At 69.9% G+C, this 19,609-nt stretch carries 20 protein-coding genes; 18 read left to right on the top strand and 2 right to left on the bottom strand.

The features are described from left to right. Window positions 1–14: 14 nt before the first annotated feature. From AC3A6X_RS06535 to AC3A6X_RS06520, 4 genes are read left to right on the top strand one after another with little or no spacing between them, the layout of a single operon-like run. Complete coding sequence (locus tag AC3A6X_RS06535) at window positions 15–998, top strand: thiamine pyrophosphate-dependent dehydrogenase E1 component subunit alpha (RefSeq protein WP_487841406.1); 984 nt, start codon at window positions 15–17, stop codon at window positions 996–998. Beyond that, on the top strand, window positions 995–2,005 hold the full coding sequence (locus AC3A6X_RS06530) for an alpha-ketoacid dehydrogenase subunit beta (RefSeq protein ID WP_487841405.1): 1,011 nt from the start codon (window positions 995–997) through the stop codon (window positions 2,003–2,005). Before AC3A6X_RS06535 ends, AC3A6X_RS06530 begins: the two co-directional genes overlap by 4 nt. Before the next feature lie 33 nt (window positions 2,006–2,038). Continuing rightward, a complete protein-coding gene (locus AC3A6X_RS06525) occupies window positions 2,039–2,269 on the top strand; it encodes a biotin/lipoyl-containing protein (RefSeq protein ID WP_487841404.1) in 231 nt (76 codons plus the stop codon). Then, window positions 2,266–2,994, top strand: coding sequence for a 2-oxo acid dehydrogenase subunit E2 (locus tag AC3A6X_RS06520; RefSeq protein WP_487841403.1), 729 nt, complete (start codon window positions 2,266–2,268; stop codon window positions 2,992–2,994). Before AC3A6X_RS06525 ends, AC3A6X_RS06520 begins: the two co-directional genes overlap by 4 nt. A 21-nt stretch (window positions 2,995–3,015) precedes the next feature. Here AC3A6X_RS06520 and AC3A6X_RS06515 read toward each other — a convergent pair whose 3' ends face one another. Continuing rightward, complete coding sequence (locus tag AC3A6X_RS06515) at window positions 3,016–4,617, bottom strand: GMC family oxidoreductase (RefSeq protein ID WP_487841402.1); 1,602 nt, start codon at window positions 4,615–4,617, stop codon at window positions 3,016–3,018. Continuing rightward, entirely contained in the window at window positions 4,614–5,867 is a 1,254-nt protein-coding gene (locus AC3A6X_RS06510; protein WP_487841401.1) for a cytochrome P450, read from the bottom strand. Before AC3A6X_RS06510 ends, AC3A6X_RS06515 begins: the two co-directional genes overlap by 4 nt. Before the next feature lie 170 nt (window positions 5,868–6,037). On the opposite strand from AC3A6X_RS06510, the gene AC3A6X_RS06505 reads away from it, so the two are divergent. The 14 genes from AC3A6X_RS06505 (at window position 6,038) to AC3A6X_RS06440 (ending at window position 19,584) form a co-directional block, all read left to right on the top strand. Continuing rightward, window positions 6,038–6,283 (top strand): hypothetical protein, encoded by a 246-nt coding sequence (locus AC3A6X_RS06505; RefSeq protein ID WP_487841400.1) that lies wholly within the window; start codon window positions 6,038–6,040, stop codon window positions 6,281–6,283. A 387-nt stretch (window positions 6,284–6,670) separates the two neighbouring features. After that, window positions 6,671–6,898, top strand: coding sequence for a hypothetical protein (locus AC3A6X_RS06500; RefSeq protein WP_487841399.1), 228 nt, complete (start codon window positions 6,671–6,673; stop codon window positions 6,896–6,898). 16 nt (window positions 6,899–6,914) lie between these two features. Next, on the top strand, window positions 6,915–8,153 hold the full coding sequence (locus tag AC3A6X_RS06495; protein WP_487841398.1) for a CaiB/BaiF CoA transferase family protein: 1,239 nt from the start codon (window positions 6,915–6,917) through the stop codon (window positions 8,151–8,153). Then, entirely contained in the window at window positions 8,150–9,412 is a 1,263-nt protein-coding gene (locus tag AC3A6X_RS06490) for an NAD(P)/FAD-dependent oxidoreductase (protein WP_487841397.1), read from the top strand. Before AC3A6X_RS06495 ends, AC3A6X_RS06490 begins: the two co-directional genes overlap by 4 nt. Window positions 9,413–9,426: 14 nt before the next feature. Then, window positions 9,427–9,747, top strand: coding sequence for a 2Fe-2S iron-sulfur cluster-binding protein (locus tag AC3A6X_RS06485; RefSeq protein WP_487841396.1), 321 nt, complete (start codon window positions 9,427–9,429; stop codon window positions 9,745–9,747). A gap of 63 nt (window positions 9,748–9,810) precedes the next feature. Then, entirely contained in the window at window positions 9,811–11,031 is a 1,221-nt protein-coding gene (locus tag AC3A6X_RS06480; RefSeq protein ID WP_487841395.1) for an amidohydrolase family protein, read from the top strand. Then, complete coding sequence (locus AC3A6X_RS06475; protein WP_487841394.1) at window positions 11,028–12,005, top strand: NAD(P)H-dependent flavin oxidoreductase; 978 nt, start codon at window positions 11,028–11,030, stop codon at window positions 12,003–12,005. Before AC3A6X_RS06480 ends, AC3A6X_RS06475 begins: the two co-directional genes overlap by 4 nt. A gap of 9 nt (window positions 12,006–12,014) precedes the next feature. Then, entirely contained in the window at window positions 12,015–13,187 is a 1,173-nt protein-coding gene (locus tag AC3A6X_RS06470) for an NADH:flavin oxidoreductase (RefSeq protein WP_487841393.1), read from the top strand. Then, on the top strand, window positions 13,187–14,017 hold the full coding sequence (locus AC3A6X_RS06465; RefSeq protein WP_487841392.1) for an enoyl-CoA hydratase-related protein: 831 nt from the start codon (window positions 13,187–13,189) through the stop codon (window positions 14,015–14,017). Before AC3A6X_RS06470 ends, AC3A6X_RS06465 begins: the two co-directional genes overlap by 1 nt. 86 nt (window positions 14,018–14,103) lie before the next feature. Continuing rightward, complete coding sequence (locus tag AC3A6X_RS06460) at window positions 14,104–14,898, top strand: enoyl-CoA hydratase/isomerase family protein (RefSeq protein ID WP_487841391.1); 795 nt, start codon at window positions 14,104–14,106, stop codon at window positions 14,896–14,898. Further along, window positions 14,840–15,745, top strand: coding sequence for an enoyl-CoA hydratase/isomerase family protein (locus tag AC3A6X_RS06455; RefSeq protein WP_487841390.1), 906 nt, complete (start codon window positions 14,840–14,842; stop codon window positions 15,743–15,745). The genes AC3A6X_RS06460 and AC3A6X_RS06455 overlap by 59 nt, the downstream gene beginning before the upstream one ends. Before the next feature lie 248 nt (window positions 15,746–15,993). Next, a complete protein-coding gene (locus AC3A6X_RS06450; RefSeq protein ID WP_487841389.1) occupies window positions 15,994–16,833 on the top strand; it encodes an oxidoreductase in 840 nt (279 codons plus the stop codon). Between the two features lie 10 nt (window positions 16,834–16,843). Beyond that, entirely contained in the window at window positions 16,844–18,199 is a 1,356-nt protein-coding gene (locus AC3A6X_RS06445; RefSeq protein WP_487841388.1) for a hypothetical protein, read from the top strand. Then, the gene (locus AC3A6X_RS06440; RefSeq protein ID WP_487841387.1) at window positions 18,196–19,584 is read left to right on the top strand and encodes an acyl-CoA reductase; all 1,389 of its coding nucleotides are present in this window, start codon (window positions 18,196–18,198) and stop codon (window positions 19,582–19,584) included. The genes AC3A6X_RS06445 and AC3A6X_RS06440 overlap by 4 nt, the downstream gene beginning before the upstream one ends. Window positions 19,585–19,609 lie beyond the last annotated feature (25 nt).

Here is a 19,609-nt window from a genome sequence, read left to right as displayed (position 1 = left end):
AGCAGGAACCATCCATGACACCCGACACACGCGTCGACCAGGCCATCCTGGTCGACATCTACCGCCGCATGGCCCTGATCCAGCGCAGCGACGATCGCTTCCGCGCCGTCATCAAGGCCGGCAAGATCGTCGCGCCGTACTACTCGCCGCGCGGGCAGGAGGCGATCCCCGCCGCGGTGTCCGTGAACCTCACGAACGAGGACACCATCTGCACCATCTACCGCGGCATCCACGACATGCTCGCCAAGGGCGTGCCGTCGAAGCTGCTGTGGGCGGAGATCGCCGGCAAGGCGACCGGCACCTGCAAGGGCAAGGGCGGGCCGATGCACATCACGCACCCGGAGTCCGGCGTGATGGTGACGACGGGCATCGTCGGCAGCAGCATGCCGATCGCCAACGGCCTGGCGCTGGCGGCGCAGATCCGCGGGCAGAAGCATGTGTCCGTCGCGTACTTCGGCGACGGCGCCTCGAACATCGGCGCCTTCCACGAGGCCCTGAACATGGCGGCGGTCTGGAAGCTGCCGGTGATCTTCGTCTGCCAGAACAACGGCTATGGCGAGCACACGCGCTACGAGCTGGCCACTTCCGCCAAGCAGGTCTCCGACCGCGCCGCCGGCTACCAGATGCCCGGCGTCACGATCGACGGCAACGACCCGCTGGCGGTGTATGCGGCGGCGCGAGAGGCTGTCAGCCGGGCGCGCGCGGGCGAAGGTCCGACGCTGATCGAGGCCAAGACCTTCCGCTTCCATGGCCATGTCTTCGGCGATGCGGACGCCTACATGGCGCCCGGCGAGAAGGAGGCTGCGATGGCGAGGGACCCGGTGCCGCGCTTTCGCAGCTGGCTGGTGGAAGGGGGCGTGGCCGAATCGGAGCTCGCGGCACTCGAATCGGCGATCGACCGCGAGATCGACGAGGCGGTGGCCTTCGCGCTGGAAAGCCCCGTGCCGGATCTCTCCGAACTTCAGCGCGACGTGCTGGCCGAGGAGGCTGCCCCATGAATACGACCACCGCCGTGCCTGACAAGGTCAAGCCGATGAACACGATCCAGGCCGTCAACCTGGCCCTCGACGAGGCGATGGGCCTGGACCCGAACGTGATCCTGCTCGGCGAGGACATCGCCGACGGCCAGGAGGGCGGCATCGTCGGCGTGACCAAGGGCCTGTCGAGCAAGTACGGCAACTCGCGCGTGCGCTCCACGCCGATCTCCGAGCAGGCGATCATCGGCGCGGCGATCGGTGCCTCGATCGTCGGCATGCGCCCGGTGGCGGAGATCATGCTGATGAACTTCACCACGGTGGCGATGGACATGATCGTCAACCATGCGGCCAAGCTGCGCTACATGTCGGGCGGCCAGACGCACGTGCCGATCACGATCCGCACCATGACCGGCGCCGGCTTCGGCACCGGCGGCCAGCATGCCGACTACCTCGAGGCCTGGTTCGCGCACACCGCCGGCATGAAGGTGGTGGCGCCGTCCTCGCCGGCCGATGCCTACGGGCTGATGCTGTCGTGCATCTTCGACGAGGACCCTTGCCTCTTCATCGAGAACATGCCGAGCTACTGGACGCCGGGGGCGCCGCCGCAGGTCGGCCAGCGCATTCCGCTCGGCCAGGCGAAGGTCCTGCGCGAAGGCAGCGACGTGACCGTGATCAGCTACAGCCGCATGGTGCAGGACTGCGCCGCGGTGGCCGAGAAACTGGCCAAGGAAGGCATCCAGGTCGAGCTGATCGACCTGCGCACCATCTCGCCGCTGGACCAGGCGAGCCTGCTGCGCTCGGTCGCGAAGACGCGGCGCGCGGTGGTCGTGCACGAGGCGGTGCGCCGCTTCGGCGTCGGTGCCGAGATCGCCGCGCTGCTGCACGAACATCTGTTCGGCGAGCTCAAGGCGCCGGTGCAGCGCGTCGGCGCCAACCACTCGCCGGTCCCATTCTCGAAGACGCTGGAGATGGCCCATGTGCCGCAGCCCGCGACGATCGAGGCAGCGATCCGCAAGACGCTGGACTGAAGAACGAACTCCCCAACGACCGAGGACATCCCCGTGGCCACCCAGGTTCTGCTCCCCAAGATCGGCTTCTCCATGAACGAGGCGACGCTCGCCGAATGGATGGTCGAAGACGGCACCGCCGTCACCGAAGGCCAGCCGCTGTATGCGCTGGAAAGCGACAAGTCCGTGCAGGAGGTCGAGTCGCCCGCGACCGGCACGCTGAAGATCGTGGCCCGCGTCGGCGAGGTCTACGAGGTCGGCGCGCTGCTGGCCGAGATCGCATGATCGGTGCCGACCTTCCGGCCTGGCCCGCGGTCGACTTCGCGGCCTTCGGCGAGGTCGAGCTCAAGCCGCTGTCGCGCATCCAGGGCCTGACGGCGGGATTCCTGTCGCGCAACTGGCTGAGCATTCCGCATGTCACGCACCAGGACGACGCGGACATCACCGCAACCGAGGCGCTGCGCGCGACGCTGGCGCCCCGGCCCAGCGCGCTGGCCTTCTTCGCGAAGGCGCTGGTGTCGGGGCTGAAGGCCTTCCCGCAGTTCAACGCGTCGCTGGACGCGAGCGGCCGGAACCTCGTGCTCAAGAAGTACTTCCACATCGGCATCGCGATCGACACGCCGCGCGGGCTCGTGGTCGGCGTGGTGCGCGACTGCGACCGCAAGCCGCTCGCCGAGATCGCGGCCGACATCTCGGCCCTCTCCGCCAAGGCGCGGGGCCGCGGGCTGCCGATGAGCGACATGGAGGGCGGCTGCATCTCGATCAGCTCGCTCGGCGGCATCGGCGGCACCGGCTTCACGCCGATCGTCAACGCGCCCGAGGTCGCGATCCTCGGCATTGCCAAGGCGCAATGGAAGCCTCGCCGCGGTTCGGACGATGCCATCGAATGGCGGTTAAAGGCGCCGCTGTCGCTCAGCTACGACCACCGCGTGATCAACGGCGCCGACGCGGCGCGCTTCCTGCGGCACCTGGACGACGTGCTCGCCGAGCCGGAGCAGCTTCTCGTCTGAGTTGGCCCCGCGAGCCGCGGCTCATCGTGCATCTTCCAGGATCAGATCGGCCGCGCGCCAGGCCATCGCCATCACGGGACCGTTGGTGTTGCCGGCAGGCATGGTCGGCGCGATCGACAGGTCCATCACGCGCAGGGCCTCGACGCCGCGCACCTTGAGGCGCGGATCGACGACGCTGTGCTCGTCGCCACCCATGCGGCAAGTGCCGCAGGCGTGGTAGCCGCTCTGGCCGCCGCTGCGGAAGGCGTCCAGGATCTGTTCGTCGCTCTGCACCGCCGGGCCCGGCCGGGTCTCCGCGACGATCAGCGGCGCCAGGCTCGGCTGTTCCGCGAGCTTGCGCATGAAGCGCAACGAGGCGATCGCGATGCGGCGGTCTTCCTCCTCGGCGAGGTAGTTCGGATCGACCTCGGCCGGCACGTCCGGATCGGCCGAGACGATGCGCAGATGACCCTGGCTGTGCGGCCGCAGCCCGTAGCTGAAGAACTGCATGCCGGGGAAGCCTTCCATCGCCATGCCGCCCGCCGCGAAATCGAGCGAGAAGGGGCACATCATCAGCTGTGCGTCGGCTCGCGCGGCGCCGGGCAGCGATCGGTAGAAGCCGCCGACCGGATACGAGCCCGTCGCCATCACGCCGCTGTGCGTCGAGAGGTACTTGGCGGCATTGAGGCCGAGGCGCCAGCCGCTGAACTCGCGGTTCTGGGAATGGCGCCAGTCGGCAAGCCGCCATTGGGCCATGTACAGCAGGTGCTCCTGCAGGTGGCGCCCGACGGCCGGGTTCTGCGCCACCGGCCGGATTCCCTGGGAGCGAAGATGCTCGCCGTCGCCGACGCCGGACAGCTGCAGCAGCCGCGGCGACTGGAGCGCACCGGCGCAGAGAATGAGCTCGCGCGCCGCATCGAAGCGCCGCAAGTGGCCGTCGACCACGGCCTCGACGCCGACCGCCCGTCGGCCCTCGAACAGCACGCGCACGACCCGCGTGCCGGTGAGCACCGTGAGGTTGGGGCGGGATCGAACCGGCGCGAGGAAGGCGGCAGCGGCGCTCTGCCGCACCCCGTCGCGGATCGTGTAGCTCAGGTAGGCGATGCCTTCGTGATCGAGGCGATTGAGGTCCTCGCGGCGCTTGATACCCAGGCGCGCGCAGGCGGCGATCGTGGCTTCGGCCAGCTCGCTGCGCTCGGCATGGGGCGTCACCTTCAGCGGCCCGCCGGCACCGCGCAACTCGTCGGCGCCGAGTGCGTGGTCTTCCATCGCCTTGAAGCGCTTCGCCATCTCGTCCCAGCCCCAGCCGATGGCGCCCTGCAAGGCCCACGCGTCGTAGTCCGCAGGGTGGCCGCGCACGTAGACCATGCCGTTGATGGCGCTCGAGCCGCCCAGCATCTTCCCGCGCGCCCACACCTCCTGCCGCCCGCGGTTGCCGGCGTGGGGCGCCACCGGCGTGTAATCGGCATGCTTCGGGTCGGCGAGCAGCTTGCCGAAGCCCTTGGGCATGGCGATCAGGGGACTGCTGTCCTCGGGGCCGGCTTCGATCAGAAGCACCCGATGGGCCGGGTTTTCGCTCAGGCGGTTGGCCAGCACGCAGCCCGCCGAGCCGGCGCCGACGATGAGGTAGGTCGCCTCGCTCATGGCAGCGCGCCGTCGAAGCGCACGTGGATGCGCTTGGGCACGCGCATCATGGTGCCCTGGATGCGCGGCGGCGGCATGTCGGGGTCGAGCCGCAGGTTCGGCAGCTGATCGAGGATCGCGTTCAGCGCCCGCGTCATCTCGACGCGCGCGAGGTGCTGGCCGATGCACACATGGGGCCCGGACGCAAATGCGAAATGGCGCTGCTTCCTGCGGAAGATGTCGAAGCGGTCGGGGTCCTCGAAGCGCGAGGGATCGCGGTTCGCCGAGCCCGACGCGACCGACAGGCAGGCGCCTGCCGGCAGCACCACGCCGCAGAGGTCGGTGTCGACCGAGGGTGTGCGCGTCGCGATCAGCACGGGGCCGTCCCAGCGCAATGCTTCCTCGATTGCCTGCGGGATCAGCGAGCGGTCCTTGCGCACGGCCTCGAGCTGTTCCGGGTGGGTCAGCAGGCCGGTCAGCAGGATGCTCGTGCCTCGGTAGGTGGTGTCGCCGCCGGCGTTGACGAGCTGCCGCAGGAAGGAGACCAGGATCTCTTCGGGCAGGAATTCGCCGTCGACCTCGGCATGGGCCAGCAGGCTCACGAGGTCGTCGCCCGGTTGCGCGCGGCGCTCCTGCAGCAGGGCCTTGAAATACACGCCCAGCTTGTGCGACGCCTCGGTGCCGTGGGCCACGTCGTACGACACCACCGTCTGCGCGATTGCCAGCTTGTGGAAGACGCCGACGTCCTGCGGCGGCAGGTTCAGCTGCCGGTAGATGATCTGGAACGGGTAGTGGTGGGTGAACTCCTGCACCAGGTCGGCCCGGCCGCGGCCGCTGAACTTCTGCATCAACGACGCCACGACGGGATCGACCAGCGTCTCGCCCCATGCCGACACCCTGTTCGGCAGGAAGGCCTTCTGGAAGATCTTGCGATAGCGCGGATGGTCCGGCGCATCCATCGTGCTTACGCTGCGGCCGAAGGAGATGCCCAGGTTGCGCGCATAGACGCCGTTCGAATAGGTCTGCGGATCCAGGAAGACCTTCTCGACCGCGTCGTAGCCGAGCACCAGGTACGCCGGCAGATCGGCCATCGTCACGTCGGGGTGGAGGCCCAGCGCGCTCCGGTAGTCGAAGGCATGCACCGGCCCCTGTTCGCGCCACCGGGCGAGCTGCGGGTAGGGGTCGTCGTGGGCGCCGAACGAAGCGTCGTCGGAGACGAAGGGGTCGTAGTCGGGGTCGTCGAAATCCTGAATGCGGGGAAGGGCGCTCATCGTGATCCTGCTCTCGGGTTATCCCGAATCATGGAGACTTGATTTCAGAATAGCATTCATCAAACAGAACGTCCATCCTGCGAATAGTCGCACGGTGTTGGTCTGGCTGCCGGTCTTGTCGATGGTGCGCGCCCTGTCGCGCCGCGGCGGGGTCGCCTGAGGAGACGGAAATGCTCAGTGGTCTGAAAGTGTTGGCAATCGGCGCGGCAGTGGGCGTGTTCGGGTCGCTCGGCTATCTGAAGTCCGACGCGTCCGATGGCGCGCGTGCCGCCGCCCCCTCGAAGGCCGAAGCCTGCCGGGTGGGCGGTATCAACCTGCCGGCTTCGACGGCCCAGGACTGCTATAGGGAGATGGTCCAGGCCTATGGCTATCTGGGAGGCTCCATCGGGCAGGTGTTCGCGGCATCGCGCCGCTGAGGTCGACGCCTCGCCGGCCGCGCGATCGCGGACTTGCTCCTTCCCCTTCCGGGGCTGAGAGCCGCGGCTCCAGTCCCGCCTGCGCGGGACTGGACGGCTTGAAGGGTCGCAGCCTCTGGCTGCGGCACGTGAGGCGGGGATGGGGGCAGCGGCCTGTCCATGGGTGACGCGGCGTGCCCCCACCCCAACCCTCCCCCGAAGGGGAGGGAGTCAATGCCACGGCGCTCCGGTTCTTGCAGCCGGGGGCGCTCAATCTTTCCCAGATGAAATGCCCCGTAGCGGCCTCTGGCGTCGGGTTATACCGACCTGCGAAGGCCTTCGCAAAGCATTTGCAATGTTCTAAAAACAGACTATCATGCGACTATACGAACAGCGATGGTGAGTCCTATGAACAGCCTGCAATTCGATTCGAACGACCCGTTGACCGAACTCGTCGCGTTCAAGTGGCTGATGGCGGAGCGCGGATGGTGGGTGGATGTGCCGCGCTTCCGGCGCGACATGGTGTACGCGCAGGAGTGTGCGCAGAGGGCCGCCGAAAGCGGCCTGGAACTGCTCGCGCGCAGCAGCGCCGCCTTGCTGACGCAAATGCCGCGACCGACGCTGCAGGGAACCTGACTCCCACCTCCCTGCCATGTCCAGAAAGCCCTTCTCGCACATTCGCGTTCTCGATCTGTCTCGCGTCATCGCCGGCCCGCTGGCCGCGCAGATGCTCGGCGACCTCGGCGCCGAGGTGATCAAGGTCGAGCGCCCCGGCACGGGCGACGATGCGCGCAGGATGGGCCCGCCCTTCCTGAAAGACCGCGAAGGCCGCGACACGCACGAGACGCCGATCATCCTCGGCAGCAACCGCAACAAGAAGTCGATCACGCTCGATCTCGCCCGGCCCGAGGGCCAGGCCCTGGCGCGCCGGCTGGCCGCGATGTCCGACGTGCTGGTCGAGAACTTCAAGGTCGGCGACCTGAAGCGCCGCGGCCTGGACGCCGCGAGCCTGCGCGAGCTCAATCCGCGCCTGGTCTATTGCTCGGTGACGGGCTTCGGCCAGACCGGGCCCTATGCGCCTCGACCGGGCTACGACTCCATCTTCCAGGCCATGGGCGGCCTCATGAGCGTGACCGGCTATCCGGACGAGGAGGGCGGCGCGCCGGTCAAGACCGGCCCCTCCATCGCCGACTTCGTGGCCGGCCAGTTCGCCGCGATCGGCGTGATCGCGGCCCTGTACGACCGCGACGCGAACCACGAGGCGAGCAGCGGCCGCGGGCAGCATATCGATGTCGCGCTGTTCGACTCGGTGGTGGCTTCGCTGTCGCACTATGCGGCGCAGTATCTGGCGACCGGCGAAGTGCCGGCGCGCCGCGGCACGCAGGGCAACGGCGGGCTGCCCTCGCAGATGTTCCCCTGCGCCGATGGCGGCGTGATGGTGGTGTGCGGCAACGACGAGCAATACCGCCGCTTCTGCATCGCGCTCGAGCACCCCGAACTCGCCGGCGACCCGCGCTTTGCGACCAATCCGCTGCGCGTGGGCAACCGCGGGCAGTTGGCCGCCACCTTCGACGCGATCACGCGCCGCTGGCGCCAGGCCGACCTGCTCGCCGCGATGGAAGCGGCCGGCGTGCCGGCCGGGCCGATCTACGACCTGAAGCAGGTGTTCGACGATCCGCAGGCGCAGCACCGCGGCCTGGCCACCGAGGTGCCGCATCCGCTGGCCGGCAGCGTCCGGATCCACACCAACCCGATCAAGTTCTCGGACACGCCGATCACCGACTACGTCGCCCCGCCGACACTGGGCCAGCACAACGACGAGATCTACCGCGGCCTGCTCGGGCTCGACGCCGAGGAACTCGAGCACTTGAAGTCGAAGGGCATCGTGTGAGCGGCGAGGGCGGCGCGCTCGTCGTCATCGGTGCCGGGCACGCGGGCACCGAGCTCGCGGTGCAGGCGCGCGAGGCCGGATGGCCGGGCCCGATCCGGCTGGTCGGCGACGAGACTGCGCTGCCCTACCACCGGCCGCCGCTGTCGAAGGCCTACCTGGCCGGCACCGCGACGCTCGACTCGCTGCACCTGAAGGCGCGCGCCACGCTCGAGAAAGCCGGCGTCGAGCTGCTGCAGGGCCGGCGCGTGCAGGCCCTCGACCCCGCCGCCCGGCGCGTCGCGTTCGAGGACGGCTCCTCGATCGGCTACGCACGGCTCGCGCTCGCCACCGGCGGGCGTCCGCGCCCGTTGCCGCCCGCCATCGCGGGTGCGGCCGAAGACGCCGACAACTTCCACTACCTGCGCACGCTCGCCGACGTGGATCGCATCCGCCGGCACTTCGCGCCCGGTGCGCGCGTCGCGATCGTCGGTGGCGGCTACATCGGCCTCGAGGTCGCTGCAGTGGCCATCAAGGCCGGCTTGAAAGTCACCGTGCTGGAGGCGGCCGACCGCGTGCTCGCGCGCGTGACCGCGCCGCGCGTGTCCTCCTTCTACGAGCAGGTCCACCGCGAGGCCGGCGTCGACCTGCGCATCGGCGTGCAGGTCGACGGCTTCGAGCTCGATGCCGCGCGCCGCACGGTCACCGGCGTGCATTGCGCCGATGGCGAGTGCCTGGCCTGCGACCTGGTGATCGTCGGCATCGGCATCGTGCCCAACACCGAGCTCGCCGCCGCCGCCGGCCTTGCCGTCGACGATGGCATCCGCATCGACGCGTGCGCACGGACCAGCGACCTGCACATCGTTGCGGCCGGCGACTGCACGCGCTTCGACAGTGCGCTGTACGGCCGCTCCGTGCGACTGGAGTCGGTGCCGAATGCGCTGGAGCAGGCGCGCTCCGCGGCAGCAGCGCTGCTCGGGCACGAGCGGCCGTTCGAGAGCGCGCCGTGGTTCTGGTCCGACCAGTACGAGCTAAAGCTGAAGATGGTCGGCCTGTCGCAGGGCCACGACCAGTTCCTGTTGCGCGGCTCGGTCGAGCAGCGCTCGTTTTCGGCCTTCTACCTGAAGGGCGGACGCGTGATCGCGGTCGACACGGTGAACCGCCCGGCCGAGTTCATGCTGGCCAAGCGCATCGTCGGCGAGCGCAGGGTCATTCCGCCCGAGCGGCTGGTCGACGACGGTGCGCCGCTGAAAAGCCTGCTTCAGGAAGCCTTGCCACTTTGAGGAGACAACCCACCGTGCCCCGTTTCACGATCATCGAGCACACCGGTGCCGAGCACCAGGTCGAGGCCGAAGTCGGCCAGTCGGTCATGCAGGGCGCCATCGACGCCCTGGTGCCCGGCATCCTCGCCGACTGCGGCGGCTCGTGCAGCTGTGCCACCTGTCACTGCTATGTCGACGAAAGCTGGACGTCCAGGCTGCCGCCGCCGGAATCCACCGAGCGCGAGATGCTCGAGTGCGTGGTCGAGCCGCGCGAGACCAGCCGCCTGGCCTGCCAGTTGCGCGTCACGCCCGCGATCGACGGCCTCGTGATCCGGCTGCCCGCATCGCAGGTCTGAAGCCCCCTTCATTCGACGCTGCGCCGCGATCCCGCGGCACGGCATTCCACCCCGGAGAACCCGATGACGACCAACACCACCGCTGCGCCGCTGTTCCAGGGCGCGATCTTCGACGGCGACACCCATCTCTACGAGACCCCCGACGCCTTCAGCCGCTACCTGCCCGAGAAGTTCAAGAAGGACTGGAGCTACGAGTGGAAGGTCGGCGCCGACGGCGAGTTCGCGCTGTACGTGGGCCATCGCAAGATCGAGGTCAGTGCCGGCTACTACGCCGAGGACGGCCGCGTGCCGCCGCCGGGCAAGCTGCACGAATGGCTGCGCGCGCAGAAGGAGGGCAAGGAGAACGTCGACATGCGCGTGCCGATGACCGAAGACATGTATGCCCGCGACGCCCGCCTCGCGAAGATGGACGAGTTCGGCGTCGAAGGCTGCTTCCTCTACTGCGGCAACATGGTCGCGACGATCAGCTACCTCGACGAGCCGAAGGCCGCGGCCGCGGTGATGCATGCCTACAACCGCTGGATGCTCGACGACTGGGGCTTCAACCACGAAGACCGCATCTACTCCGCGCCCCTGGTTTCGCTCGACGACCTGGACGCCGCCTGCGCCGAGGCGGAATGGGCGATCAAGCATGGCACGCGCCTGTTCCTGATGCCGATGGGCCCCTTCGGCGGCAAGCCGCCGGCGCATCCGGACTTCGACCGCTTCTGGTCCATCCTCAACGAGGCGCACTGCCGCGTGGTCTATCACGTGTCGGAGGCGATCTACATGAAGGACCACATGGCGGTGTGGGGCGAGCCCGTGCAGCAGTCGCGCCAGCGCCAGACCGCCTTCGTCTGGATGCACGGCTACAGCGAGCGGCCGGTGGTGGAGACCATCTCGTCCCTGATCTTCTGGAACTTCTTCGCGCGCTTCCCGAACCTGCGCGTGCTGTCGGCCGAGAACGGCGCCGAGTGGGTGCCGACGATGCTGATCAAGATGGACAAGTGCCGCGGCATGGCGAAGAACGGCTGGTGGCCGGGCGGGCAGCTGAAGGAGCGGCCGAGCAAGATCTTCCAGCGCCACGTCAGCGTGGTTGCCTATCCGGAGGACGACCTGAAGACCATCGTCGACCAGGTCGGCTCGCACGAGTGGATGATCATGGGCTCGGACTATCCGCATGCCGAAGGCGTGCCGGCGCCGCGCGACTTCGCCGAAGAAGCCTGCAAGCGCCTGGGCGCCGAACAGACGCAGGGCGTGATGCACGACAACGGCCGGCGCTTCCTGGCGCCCGTCGAATCATGAAGACGAGGGCGAGCGCGCTGCTCGGCAGCCGGCTGCCGATCGTGCAGAGCGGCATGCGCTGGGCCTCGCGCGCGGAGCTGGTATCGGCGGTCTCGAACGCCGGCGCCTTCGGCATCCTGTCGGCGCACACCCAGCCGGATGCGGAAGCGCTGCGCCGCGAGATCGAGCGCACCCGGTCGATGACGCAGCAGCCCTTCGGCGTCAACCTGACCCTGTTGCCGGGTGCGAGCGGCGTCGACGTGGAGGGCTACGTGCGGGTGGTGTGCGAGGAGCGCATTCCCGTCGTCGAGACGGCCGGCGGCAGCCCCGCCCGCTATCTCGATGCGCTGAAGGGCGCAGGCGTCAAGGTGATGCACAAGGCCACCAGCGTGCGCCATGCGCTGAAGGCCGAGTCGCTCGGCGTCGACGCGGTGATCATCGACGGCTTCGAATGTGCCGGCCATCCGGGCGCCGACGACGTGCCGGGCCTGGTGCTGATCCCGGCCGCGGCGCGGGCGCTGAAGATCCCGGTGCTGGCCGCCGGCGGCATTGCCGATGGGTACGGCCTGGTCGCGGCCCTGGCGCTGGGTGCCGAGGGGGTCTGCATGGGCACGCGCTTCCTGTTGACGCGCGAGTCGCCGCTGCACTCGGAGGTCAAGGCGCGCATGCTGGCCGCGGGCGCGACCGACACCACGTTGGTCGGCCGCCGCTTCGGCGACAGTATCCGCGTGCTGAAGAACCGCACGGCCGCCGAAGCGCTCGCCCTCGAGGCGCAGCCGGCAACGACGCACGGGGACCTGCTGCCGCTGATCGGCGCGCCGCGCTGGATGCAGGCGATGGAAAGCGGCGCCGCGGACGACGCGGCGCTGCCGGTCGGCCAGTGCGTCGGCCTGATCGACGACCTGCCCAGCTGCGCCGAACTGGTCGAGCGCATGCTGACGCAGGCGCGGGACGCGATCGAGCAGCGCCTGTCGCCGCTGCTGTTCGCTGCATAGGCCGGGACCATGAACGAAGCATCCGTGCCCATCGACGTCGCGCCCTTGTTCGAACCGATCGCCATCCGCGGCCTCGCGCTCGCGAACCGCATCGTGATGGCGCCGATGACGCGCAACTTCTCGCCCGGCGGCGTGCCGGGCGAGGACGTCGCCGCCTACTACCGCCGCCGCGCAGAAGGCGGCACCGGCTTGCTGATCACCGAAGGCGTGGGCATCGACCACGCCGCGGCGCTCGGCGATGCGGGTCTCGGCGAAAGCAACCTGCCGCACCTCCATGGCGAGGCGGCGCTCGCCGGCTGGCGGCGCGTCGTCGATGCGGTGCATGCCGCCGGCGGGCGGATCGTGCCGCAGCTCTGGCACCAGGGCGTGATGCGCGAGCCCGGGACCGGTCCGCATCCGGAGGCGGCATCGCTGCGTCCCTCGGGCCTGTGGGGGCCGGCGGGGCGCATGACCTCGATCGACCCAGCCTACGCCGAGCGCGTGCAGGCGCCGACGCGGCCGATGAGCGAGGGCGAGATCCAGGACGTGATCGATGCCTACGCGCGCAGCGCCCGCCACGCGCGCGAAGCCGGTTTCGACGGGATCGCGATCCACGGCGCGCACGGCTACCTGATCGACACCTTCCTGTGGGACCAGACGAACCACCGCACCGACGCCTGGGGCGGCGACCGGCGGGCCCGCGCGCGCTTCGCCGCCGAGGTGGTGCGCGCGATCCGGCGCGAGGCGGGGGAGTCGCTGCCGATCTTCTTTCGCTTCTCGCAGTGGAAGCAGCAGGACTTCAAGGCCCGCCTGGCGTCGACGCCGCAGGAGCTCGAGGAGGTGCTCGGTCCGATCGCCGATGCCGGCGTCGACGTGTTCGACGGTAGTGCGCGCTATTTCGACCGCGCGGAGTTCGAGGGCTCGCCGCTGAACCTCTCGGGCTGGGCCCGCAAGCTCACCGGCAAGCTGGCGATGGCGATCGGCGGCATCGGGCTGGACCGTGGCTTCTACGATTCGAAGCGCGACGGTCGCGCCGGCGGCTCCGACAACGTCGCCTTGCTGATGAAGCGCTTCGAGCGCGGCGAGTTCGACCTGGTCGCGGTCGGCCGCGCGCTCTTGAACGAGCCGCGATGGACCGAGAAGCTGCGCCACGGGCACGCGTTGCCGGCCTTCGACGAGCAGCGGATGAAGGAGCTGTACTGATGAGCGAGGCCATCACCTGGGCGCTTGCCGATTCCGGCGTGCTGACCCTGACGATCGACCGGCCGGAGGTGAAGAACGCAATCGACACCGCCGGGCAGAGCCTGCTGGTGCGGCTGCTGGTCGACGCTGCACGCCATCCGCGCGTGAAGGTCGTGGTGCTGACCGGCACGGGCGCGGCCTTCTGCACCGGTGCCGACGTGCGCTCGATGGGCGCCCCGGACCCCCATGATGCGATCGCGCAGCAATTCGGCCAAACCGAGCTGTGGCAGGCGCACGAGGCGCGGGTCGACCGGCTGCGGCGCCTCGCCGAAGCCTCGTTCCTGCTGCACGACATGGGCAAGCCGACCCTCGCGAAGCTGCGCGGGCCGGTAGCCGGGCTCGGCTTCTCGCTGGCCCTGGCCTGCGATTTCCGGCTGGCCGCGGACAACGCCTTCTTCGTCTCGAGCTTCGCGAAGATCGGCACGCCGGGGGATTACGGCGGCAGCTATTTCCTGACGCAGCTCGTCGGCCCTTCGAAGGCCAAGGAGATCTACATGTTCTCCGACCGCGTCGGCGCCTCCGAGGCGCTGGCGCTCGGCATGGTCAACCGCGTCGTGGCCGACGCCGAGCTCGATGCGGCGACCGATGCCTTCGCGCTGCGCCTGGCGAACGGGCCGGCGCTCGCGTTGCGGGCGATCAAGGAGAACGTCCACGCCGCCGCGCATCAGACGCTGCAGCAGGTGCTCGACCTGGAGGCGCGCAACATGATCCGCTGCCGCCTGAGCGAGGATTGCAAGGAGGCGCTCGCGGCCTTCCAGCAGAAGCGCGAGCCGCGCTTCGAAGGGCGGTAACCGGTGAGCGCCGCCCGGCCGCCCGAAGGCGCGAAGGCCCCCTCGGGGGGCAGCGCAGTACACGAAGTGACAAGCGTGGGGGCCCTATGACCAAGCCGATCGACCGCCCGGCCGACATGGTGCCGACGGCGCGCGACGGCGCGGTCGCGATACTGACGCTGAGCTTCCCGGCGCGCCGCAACGCCTACTGCCTGCAGATGCGCACCCAGCTTCGCGAGCGGCTGGAAGCGGCGATGGCCGATGCCGAGGTGCGCGCGATCGTCCTCACCGGCGCCGGCGGGCACTTCTGCGCCGGCGGCGACATCAGCGAAATGGAAGCGCGCACGCTGCTGGAGAACCGCGAGCGCTGGAGCCTGGTGGTCGCGTTGATCCGGCTCATCGCACTCGGGCCGAAGCCGGTGGTCGCGGCGGTCGAGGGCTCGGCGATGGGCGCGGGCCTGTCGATCGCGTCGCTTGCAGACCACGTGGTCGCAGCGCGCGACGCGAAGTTCGGCGCCGCGTTCGTCAAGGTGGGCCTGATGCCGGACATGGGCGCGCTGTGGAGCCTGCAGCACCGGGTCGGCCGTGCGAAGGCCCGCGAGATCCTCGGCCTCGCGCGGGTGTTCGACGGCGCCGAGGCGCACCGGATCGGCCTGGCCAACGAGCTCGCCGAGCCGGGCGGGGCGCTGCCGCGAGCGCTCGCGGTGGCGCACGAGTACGCGGCGCTGCCGCCGGTGGCGAGCGCGCTGCTGAAGAGCGCGCTGGCGCAGGGCGTGGACAGTCTCGACGCGGCGATCCGCAGCGAGGTGGAGTTCCAGGCCGTGGCGATGGGCAGCGCCGACCATGCGGAGGCGGTGCGTGCGTTCCTGGAAAAGCGCGCGCCGCGCTTCGAAGGCCGATAGTCGGCCTCACGTCCCGAGGACCGCGACGATGGCCCGCGTGCTCTCCGAGCCCCGGCGTCACGGCGTTCGGCAGCTCGTCCTCGAGCATGCCCCCGTGAACAGCCTCTCGCACCCGATGCGGCTCGCGCTGTGGGAGGCGCTGGAGGCGGCGGATGCCGACCCTGCCGTGCACTCGATCGTGATCGGCGGTGCCGGCCGCGGCTTCTCGGCCGGCGGCGACTATGCCGAGCTGCGCTCGCCGCTGCAGCAGCAGTGGCCGGCGCTGTCGGCCCACCTGTTCCCGCGCATCGAGGCGTGCACGAAGCCGGTGATTGCGGCCATCCACGGCTTCGCGATCGGCGGTGGCTTCGAGCTTGCGCTGGCCTGCCACTACCGCGTCGCGCAGCGCGACGCGCGCATTGCGCTGCCCGAGCTGAAGCACGGCGTCGTGCCGCCGAGCGGATCGCAGCGCCTGCCGCGCGCGGTCGGCGTGGGGCGCGCGCTCGCGCTGATCCTGGCGGCCGAGCCGGTGCGTGCGGACCGCTATGCCGACACGCCCTTGTTCGATCGCTTGTGCGAGGCCGACCCGCTGGCGGCCGCGCGCGCGTTCGCCGAGGCGGTGGATCGGGACCGGCCGCCGGCATCGGCGCTGTTGCGCCATCGGCCACTGGAGCGTTGCGGGGCGGCCGAGGCGATCGCTGCGTATCGCGCGAGGCTGGGCGATGCGGCCCTGCCGAATCAGGCTGCGCTGGGGTGCATCGACGCGGTCGAGTGCGCTGTGGAGGCCGCGGACTTCGATGGCGGGCTCGCGGGTGCGAAACGGATTCACGATGCGCTGTCGGTCCGTGCGAGGGCGGGCACCGGGTAGCGCTCGCCCTGAACGTGGGTGAGGGCACCGGCGTATCCATTGATACAGATAAAGATATCGCCCTCGACGCGTTCGCAGCCCCGCCTAGATCACCCACTGCCTGTGACGATTGCAACCGATCAAGTCAGTCGGGGTAAACCCGATTGCACCCACGCAGTCGGCCATCGAATATTCGCCAAGATAATAAAAAACAGAACACCGTAAACATATTCGAACGCTCCATCAGCAACGTCAAAGGAAATCCCAAGATGGCAAATTGGCTCATCACCGGCGTCTCGAGCGGCTTCGGCCTCGAACTCGCCCGGGCCGCGCTCGCGCGCGGCGACACCGTCGTCGGCACCGTGCGCCAGGCTGCGCAGGCCGATCGCTTCGAGCAGCTCGCTCCGGGCCGCGCGCATGCACTGCTGCTCGACGTGACGCGCATCGACCAGGTCGAGCCGGCCGTGCAGAAGGCTCTGAAGCTCGCCGGCACGATCGACGTGCTGGTCAACAACGCCGGCTATGGCCTCTTCGGTGCGATCGAGGAAGTGTCCGACGCCGAAGGGCGCCAGGTGATGGACACCAACCTCTTCGGCCCGCTCGCCGTCGTGCGTGCGCTGCTGCCGCACCTGCGCGAGCGGCGCGCCGGCCACATCTTCAACGTCGCCTCGGTGGCCGGCGTGATCGGCTTTCCCGCCTGCGGGCTGTATGCCGCCTCGAAGTTCGCGCTGGAAGGCGCGACCGAGGCGCTGGCGACCGAGCTGGCGCCCTTCGACATCCGCGTGACGATCGTCGAGCCGGGCGGCTTCCGCACGCAGTTCGCCGGCGGCTCGCAGCGCCAGGCGGCCCTGCGCATCGAGGCCTACGCCGGCACGCCCGCGCACAAGGCGCGCGACCACATCGCGCACTACCACGGCCACGAGCCGGGCGACCCGGCCAAGGCGGCGGCCGCGATCATCCAGGCGCTGGAGGCGCCGCAGCCGCCGCTGCGGCTGGTGCTCGGTGCCGACGCGGTCGGCATGCTGCGCGGGGCCTACGAGTCGCGGGTGAAGCAGCTCGCCGAGTGGGAAAGCGTGTCGGTCGCGACGGCCATCGACGCCGGCCAATGAGGAGGCCGGCATGACACCGATCCGCAAGCAACTGGTCGACATGATCCTCGACCCCGACCTCGCCTACGACCTGCCGGCCGCCGACGTCGAAGCGCTGCAGCTGCGCGCGGCGCAGGAGCTGTTCGAGGAGCGCCGGGCGCAGATCCCGCTGCTCGCCCGGCGCGCAGAAGACGCCGACATCGAGCGCATCGACCGGCTGGAGGACCTGGTTCCCCTGCTGTTCGCGCACACGGTCTACAAGTCCTACCCGCCGTCCTTCGTCGAGAAGGAGCAGTGGGGCCGCATGCTGCAATGGCTGAACACGCTGTCGGTGGCCGATACCACCGGCGTGAACGTCGAAGGCGTGAAGGACATCGACGACTGGCTCGCGCGGCTGTGGGAGGCCGGCCACCGGGTGCTCGCGACCAGCGGGTCCTCGGGCAAGTGCTCGTTCCTGAACCACACGGTGGGCGATCACGACCTGAAGAAGCGCCATTTCAAGTACTCGGTCGGCTGGCCCTACGTGCGCTCGAACGCCGACCGCACGGTGTTCTGGCTCGGCCCGTCCCGAGGCACGAGCAGCGCGACCGAGGCGGCCCAGTTCAACTTCGAGAACTTCGGCAAGCCGGGGCAGACCTTCGCGCTGACCGACCAGCCGCTGAAGATCGCCGACGTCAGCCGGATGGCGGCGATGCGCAAGAAGATGGCCGATGGCAGCGCGACACCCGACGAGATCGCCGCCTTCGAGCAGGAGGCCGCGCGCAAGGGGGCCGAAGGTCGCGAGGGCTTGCTGAAGCTGCTCGACACCATCCTCGACCGCCGCGCGCAGCCGATGCTGATCTCTGGCATGTGGGCGCAGTACATGGCGCTCATCGCCCGGGCGCGCGAGCGCGGCATCGGCGACGGCGCCTTCCATCCCGACACCGTCGTCAACGCCGGCGGCGGCATCAAGGGCGTGGCCCTGCCGCCGGACTACAAGGAGCAGGTCGACCGCTTCTTCGGCCAGGTCGTGCGCCCGGGCAACTACGGCATGACCGAGCTTGCGCAGGTGATGCCGCGCTGCGAGGCTGGGCGCTACCACCGCGCGCCGGCGCTGATCTGGCTGATCGTCGATCGCGAGGGCGAGCGCCTGCTGACGGCCAACGACGGCGAGGACGGCGTGGTCGAGGGCCGCTTCGCCTTTCTCGACCTGCTCTACGAAGGGCGCTGGGGCGGTCTCATCACCGGCGACAAGGTGACCGCCGACCTGAAGCCGCGCTGCCCCTGCGGCCGCCGCGGGCCGACGCTGTTCGACAACATCACGCGCTTCGCGCAGCCGGGCGAGGACGATCACATCGGCTGTGCCGGCACGGTCGATGCCTACGTCCGTGGAGCGATCGCAGCATGAACGCAACGACTTCCGCAGTCCCCGTCTGCCACGTCGTCAAGGGCAAGGTCGTCACCGGCGCGGCTCACGAGTTCGGCAGCCCGCAGGCGCGCTTCGCGACCCCGGCGCTGGACCTGAACGACCTGGTGTGGACGCGCCGCGAGCCCGGCCCCGCGTTCGACACGCCGCTGGCCGAGATCATCGACGTGCTGGTGGCGACCGGCGAGCGGCTCAAGCGCGACCCGGACGGGCTGCTCGCCGAGGCGCTCGAGTTCAGCGTGCGCACCAGCCCGCTGCCGCGCGACGTGCTGGAGCGCTCCTACGCCGGCCTGGGCCGCGCCTTCGACAACCGGGGCCTGCTGTTCCAGGTCGAGCAGGAGCTCGGCGGCGCCGACGTGCTGGACGGCTGGCGCCTCATCGACAACGCGCCCAGCGGCCGCACGCACCGGATGCGCGCCTTCCCGCCGCGGCTGATCCACGTGATCGCCGGCAACGCGCCGGGCGTGGCCGCGATGTCGGTGGTGCGGGGCGCGCTGACCAAGGGCGTTCACCTGATCAAGCTGCCTTCCAACGATCTCTTCACGGCCACTGCGATCCTGCGCACGATGGCGGCGGTCGCGCCCGGCCATCCGCTGGTGCGCTCGTTCTCGGCGGCCTACTGGCGCGGCGGCGATGCCCAGGTCGAGAGCCTGCTGTTCCGGCCGCAGTTCTTCGACAAGGTGGTGGCCTGGGGCGGCGAGAGCACGATCCGCAGCGTCAAGCAGTACATCGGCCCGGGCTTCGAGCTGGTGGCCTTCGATCCGAAAACCTCGATCTCGCTGATCGGCCGCGAGGCCTTCGCCTCCGACGCCGCACTGGCCGAGGTGGCCGAGCGCGCCGCGACCGACGCGACGATCATGAACCAGCAGGCCTGCGCGTCGAGCCGGGTGCAGTTCGTCGAAGGCTCGCTCGAAGAGGTCGATCGCTATTGCGCGGCGCTGCAGGCGCGGCTGGGCGTGCAGCGCGAGACCTGCTCCGCGCTCGGCAGCCCGCTGCCGGCCGAGCTGCGCGACGAGATCGACGGCCTGCGCGGCATGGAGCCGCACTACCGCGTGTGGGGCGGCTACGAGGGCCGGGGGCTGGTGATCCGCTCGGAGGAGCAGGTCGACTTCCATCCGGACGGCCGCGTGGTCAACGTCGTGCCGGTGGCGAGCCTGGCCTCGGCGGTGGGCTGCGCCAACGTCGCGACGCAGACGGTCGGCGTCTACCCGCCCGGGCGCAAGGCGGAGTTGCGCGACGCGCTCGCGGCGGCCGGCGTGCAGCGCATCGTCGAGCTCGGCAAGGCAGTGGCCTTCGAGGCAGGCATCTCGCACGACGGCTTCCTGCCGCTGAGCCGCTTCGTGCGCTGGGTCAACGACGAAGGTTGATCGCCTGTGCGGGGCTTGCCGCTGA

Source organism: Variovorax sp. Soil_C_12 (genome assembly GCF_057657375.1).
Note: the sequence above shows the minus strand (reverse complement) of the source record. Positions and strands in the feature narration are given on the sequence as shown.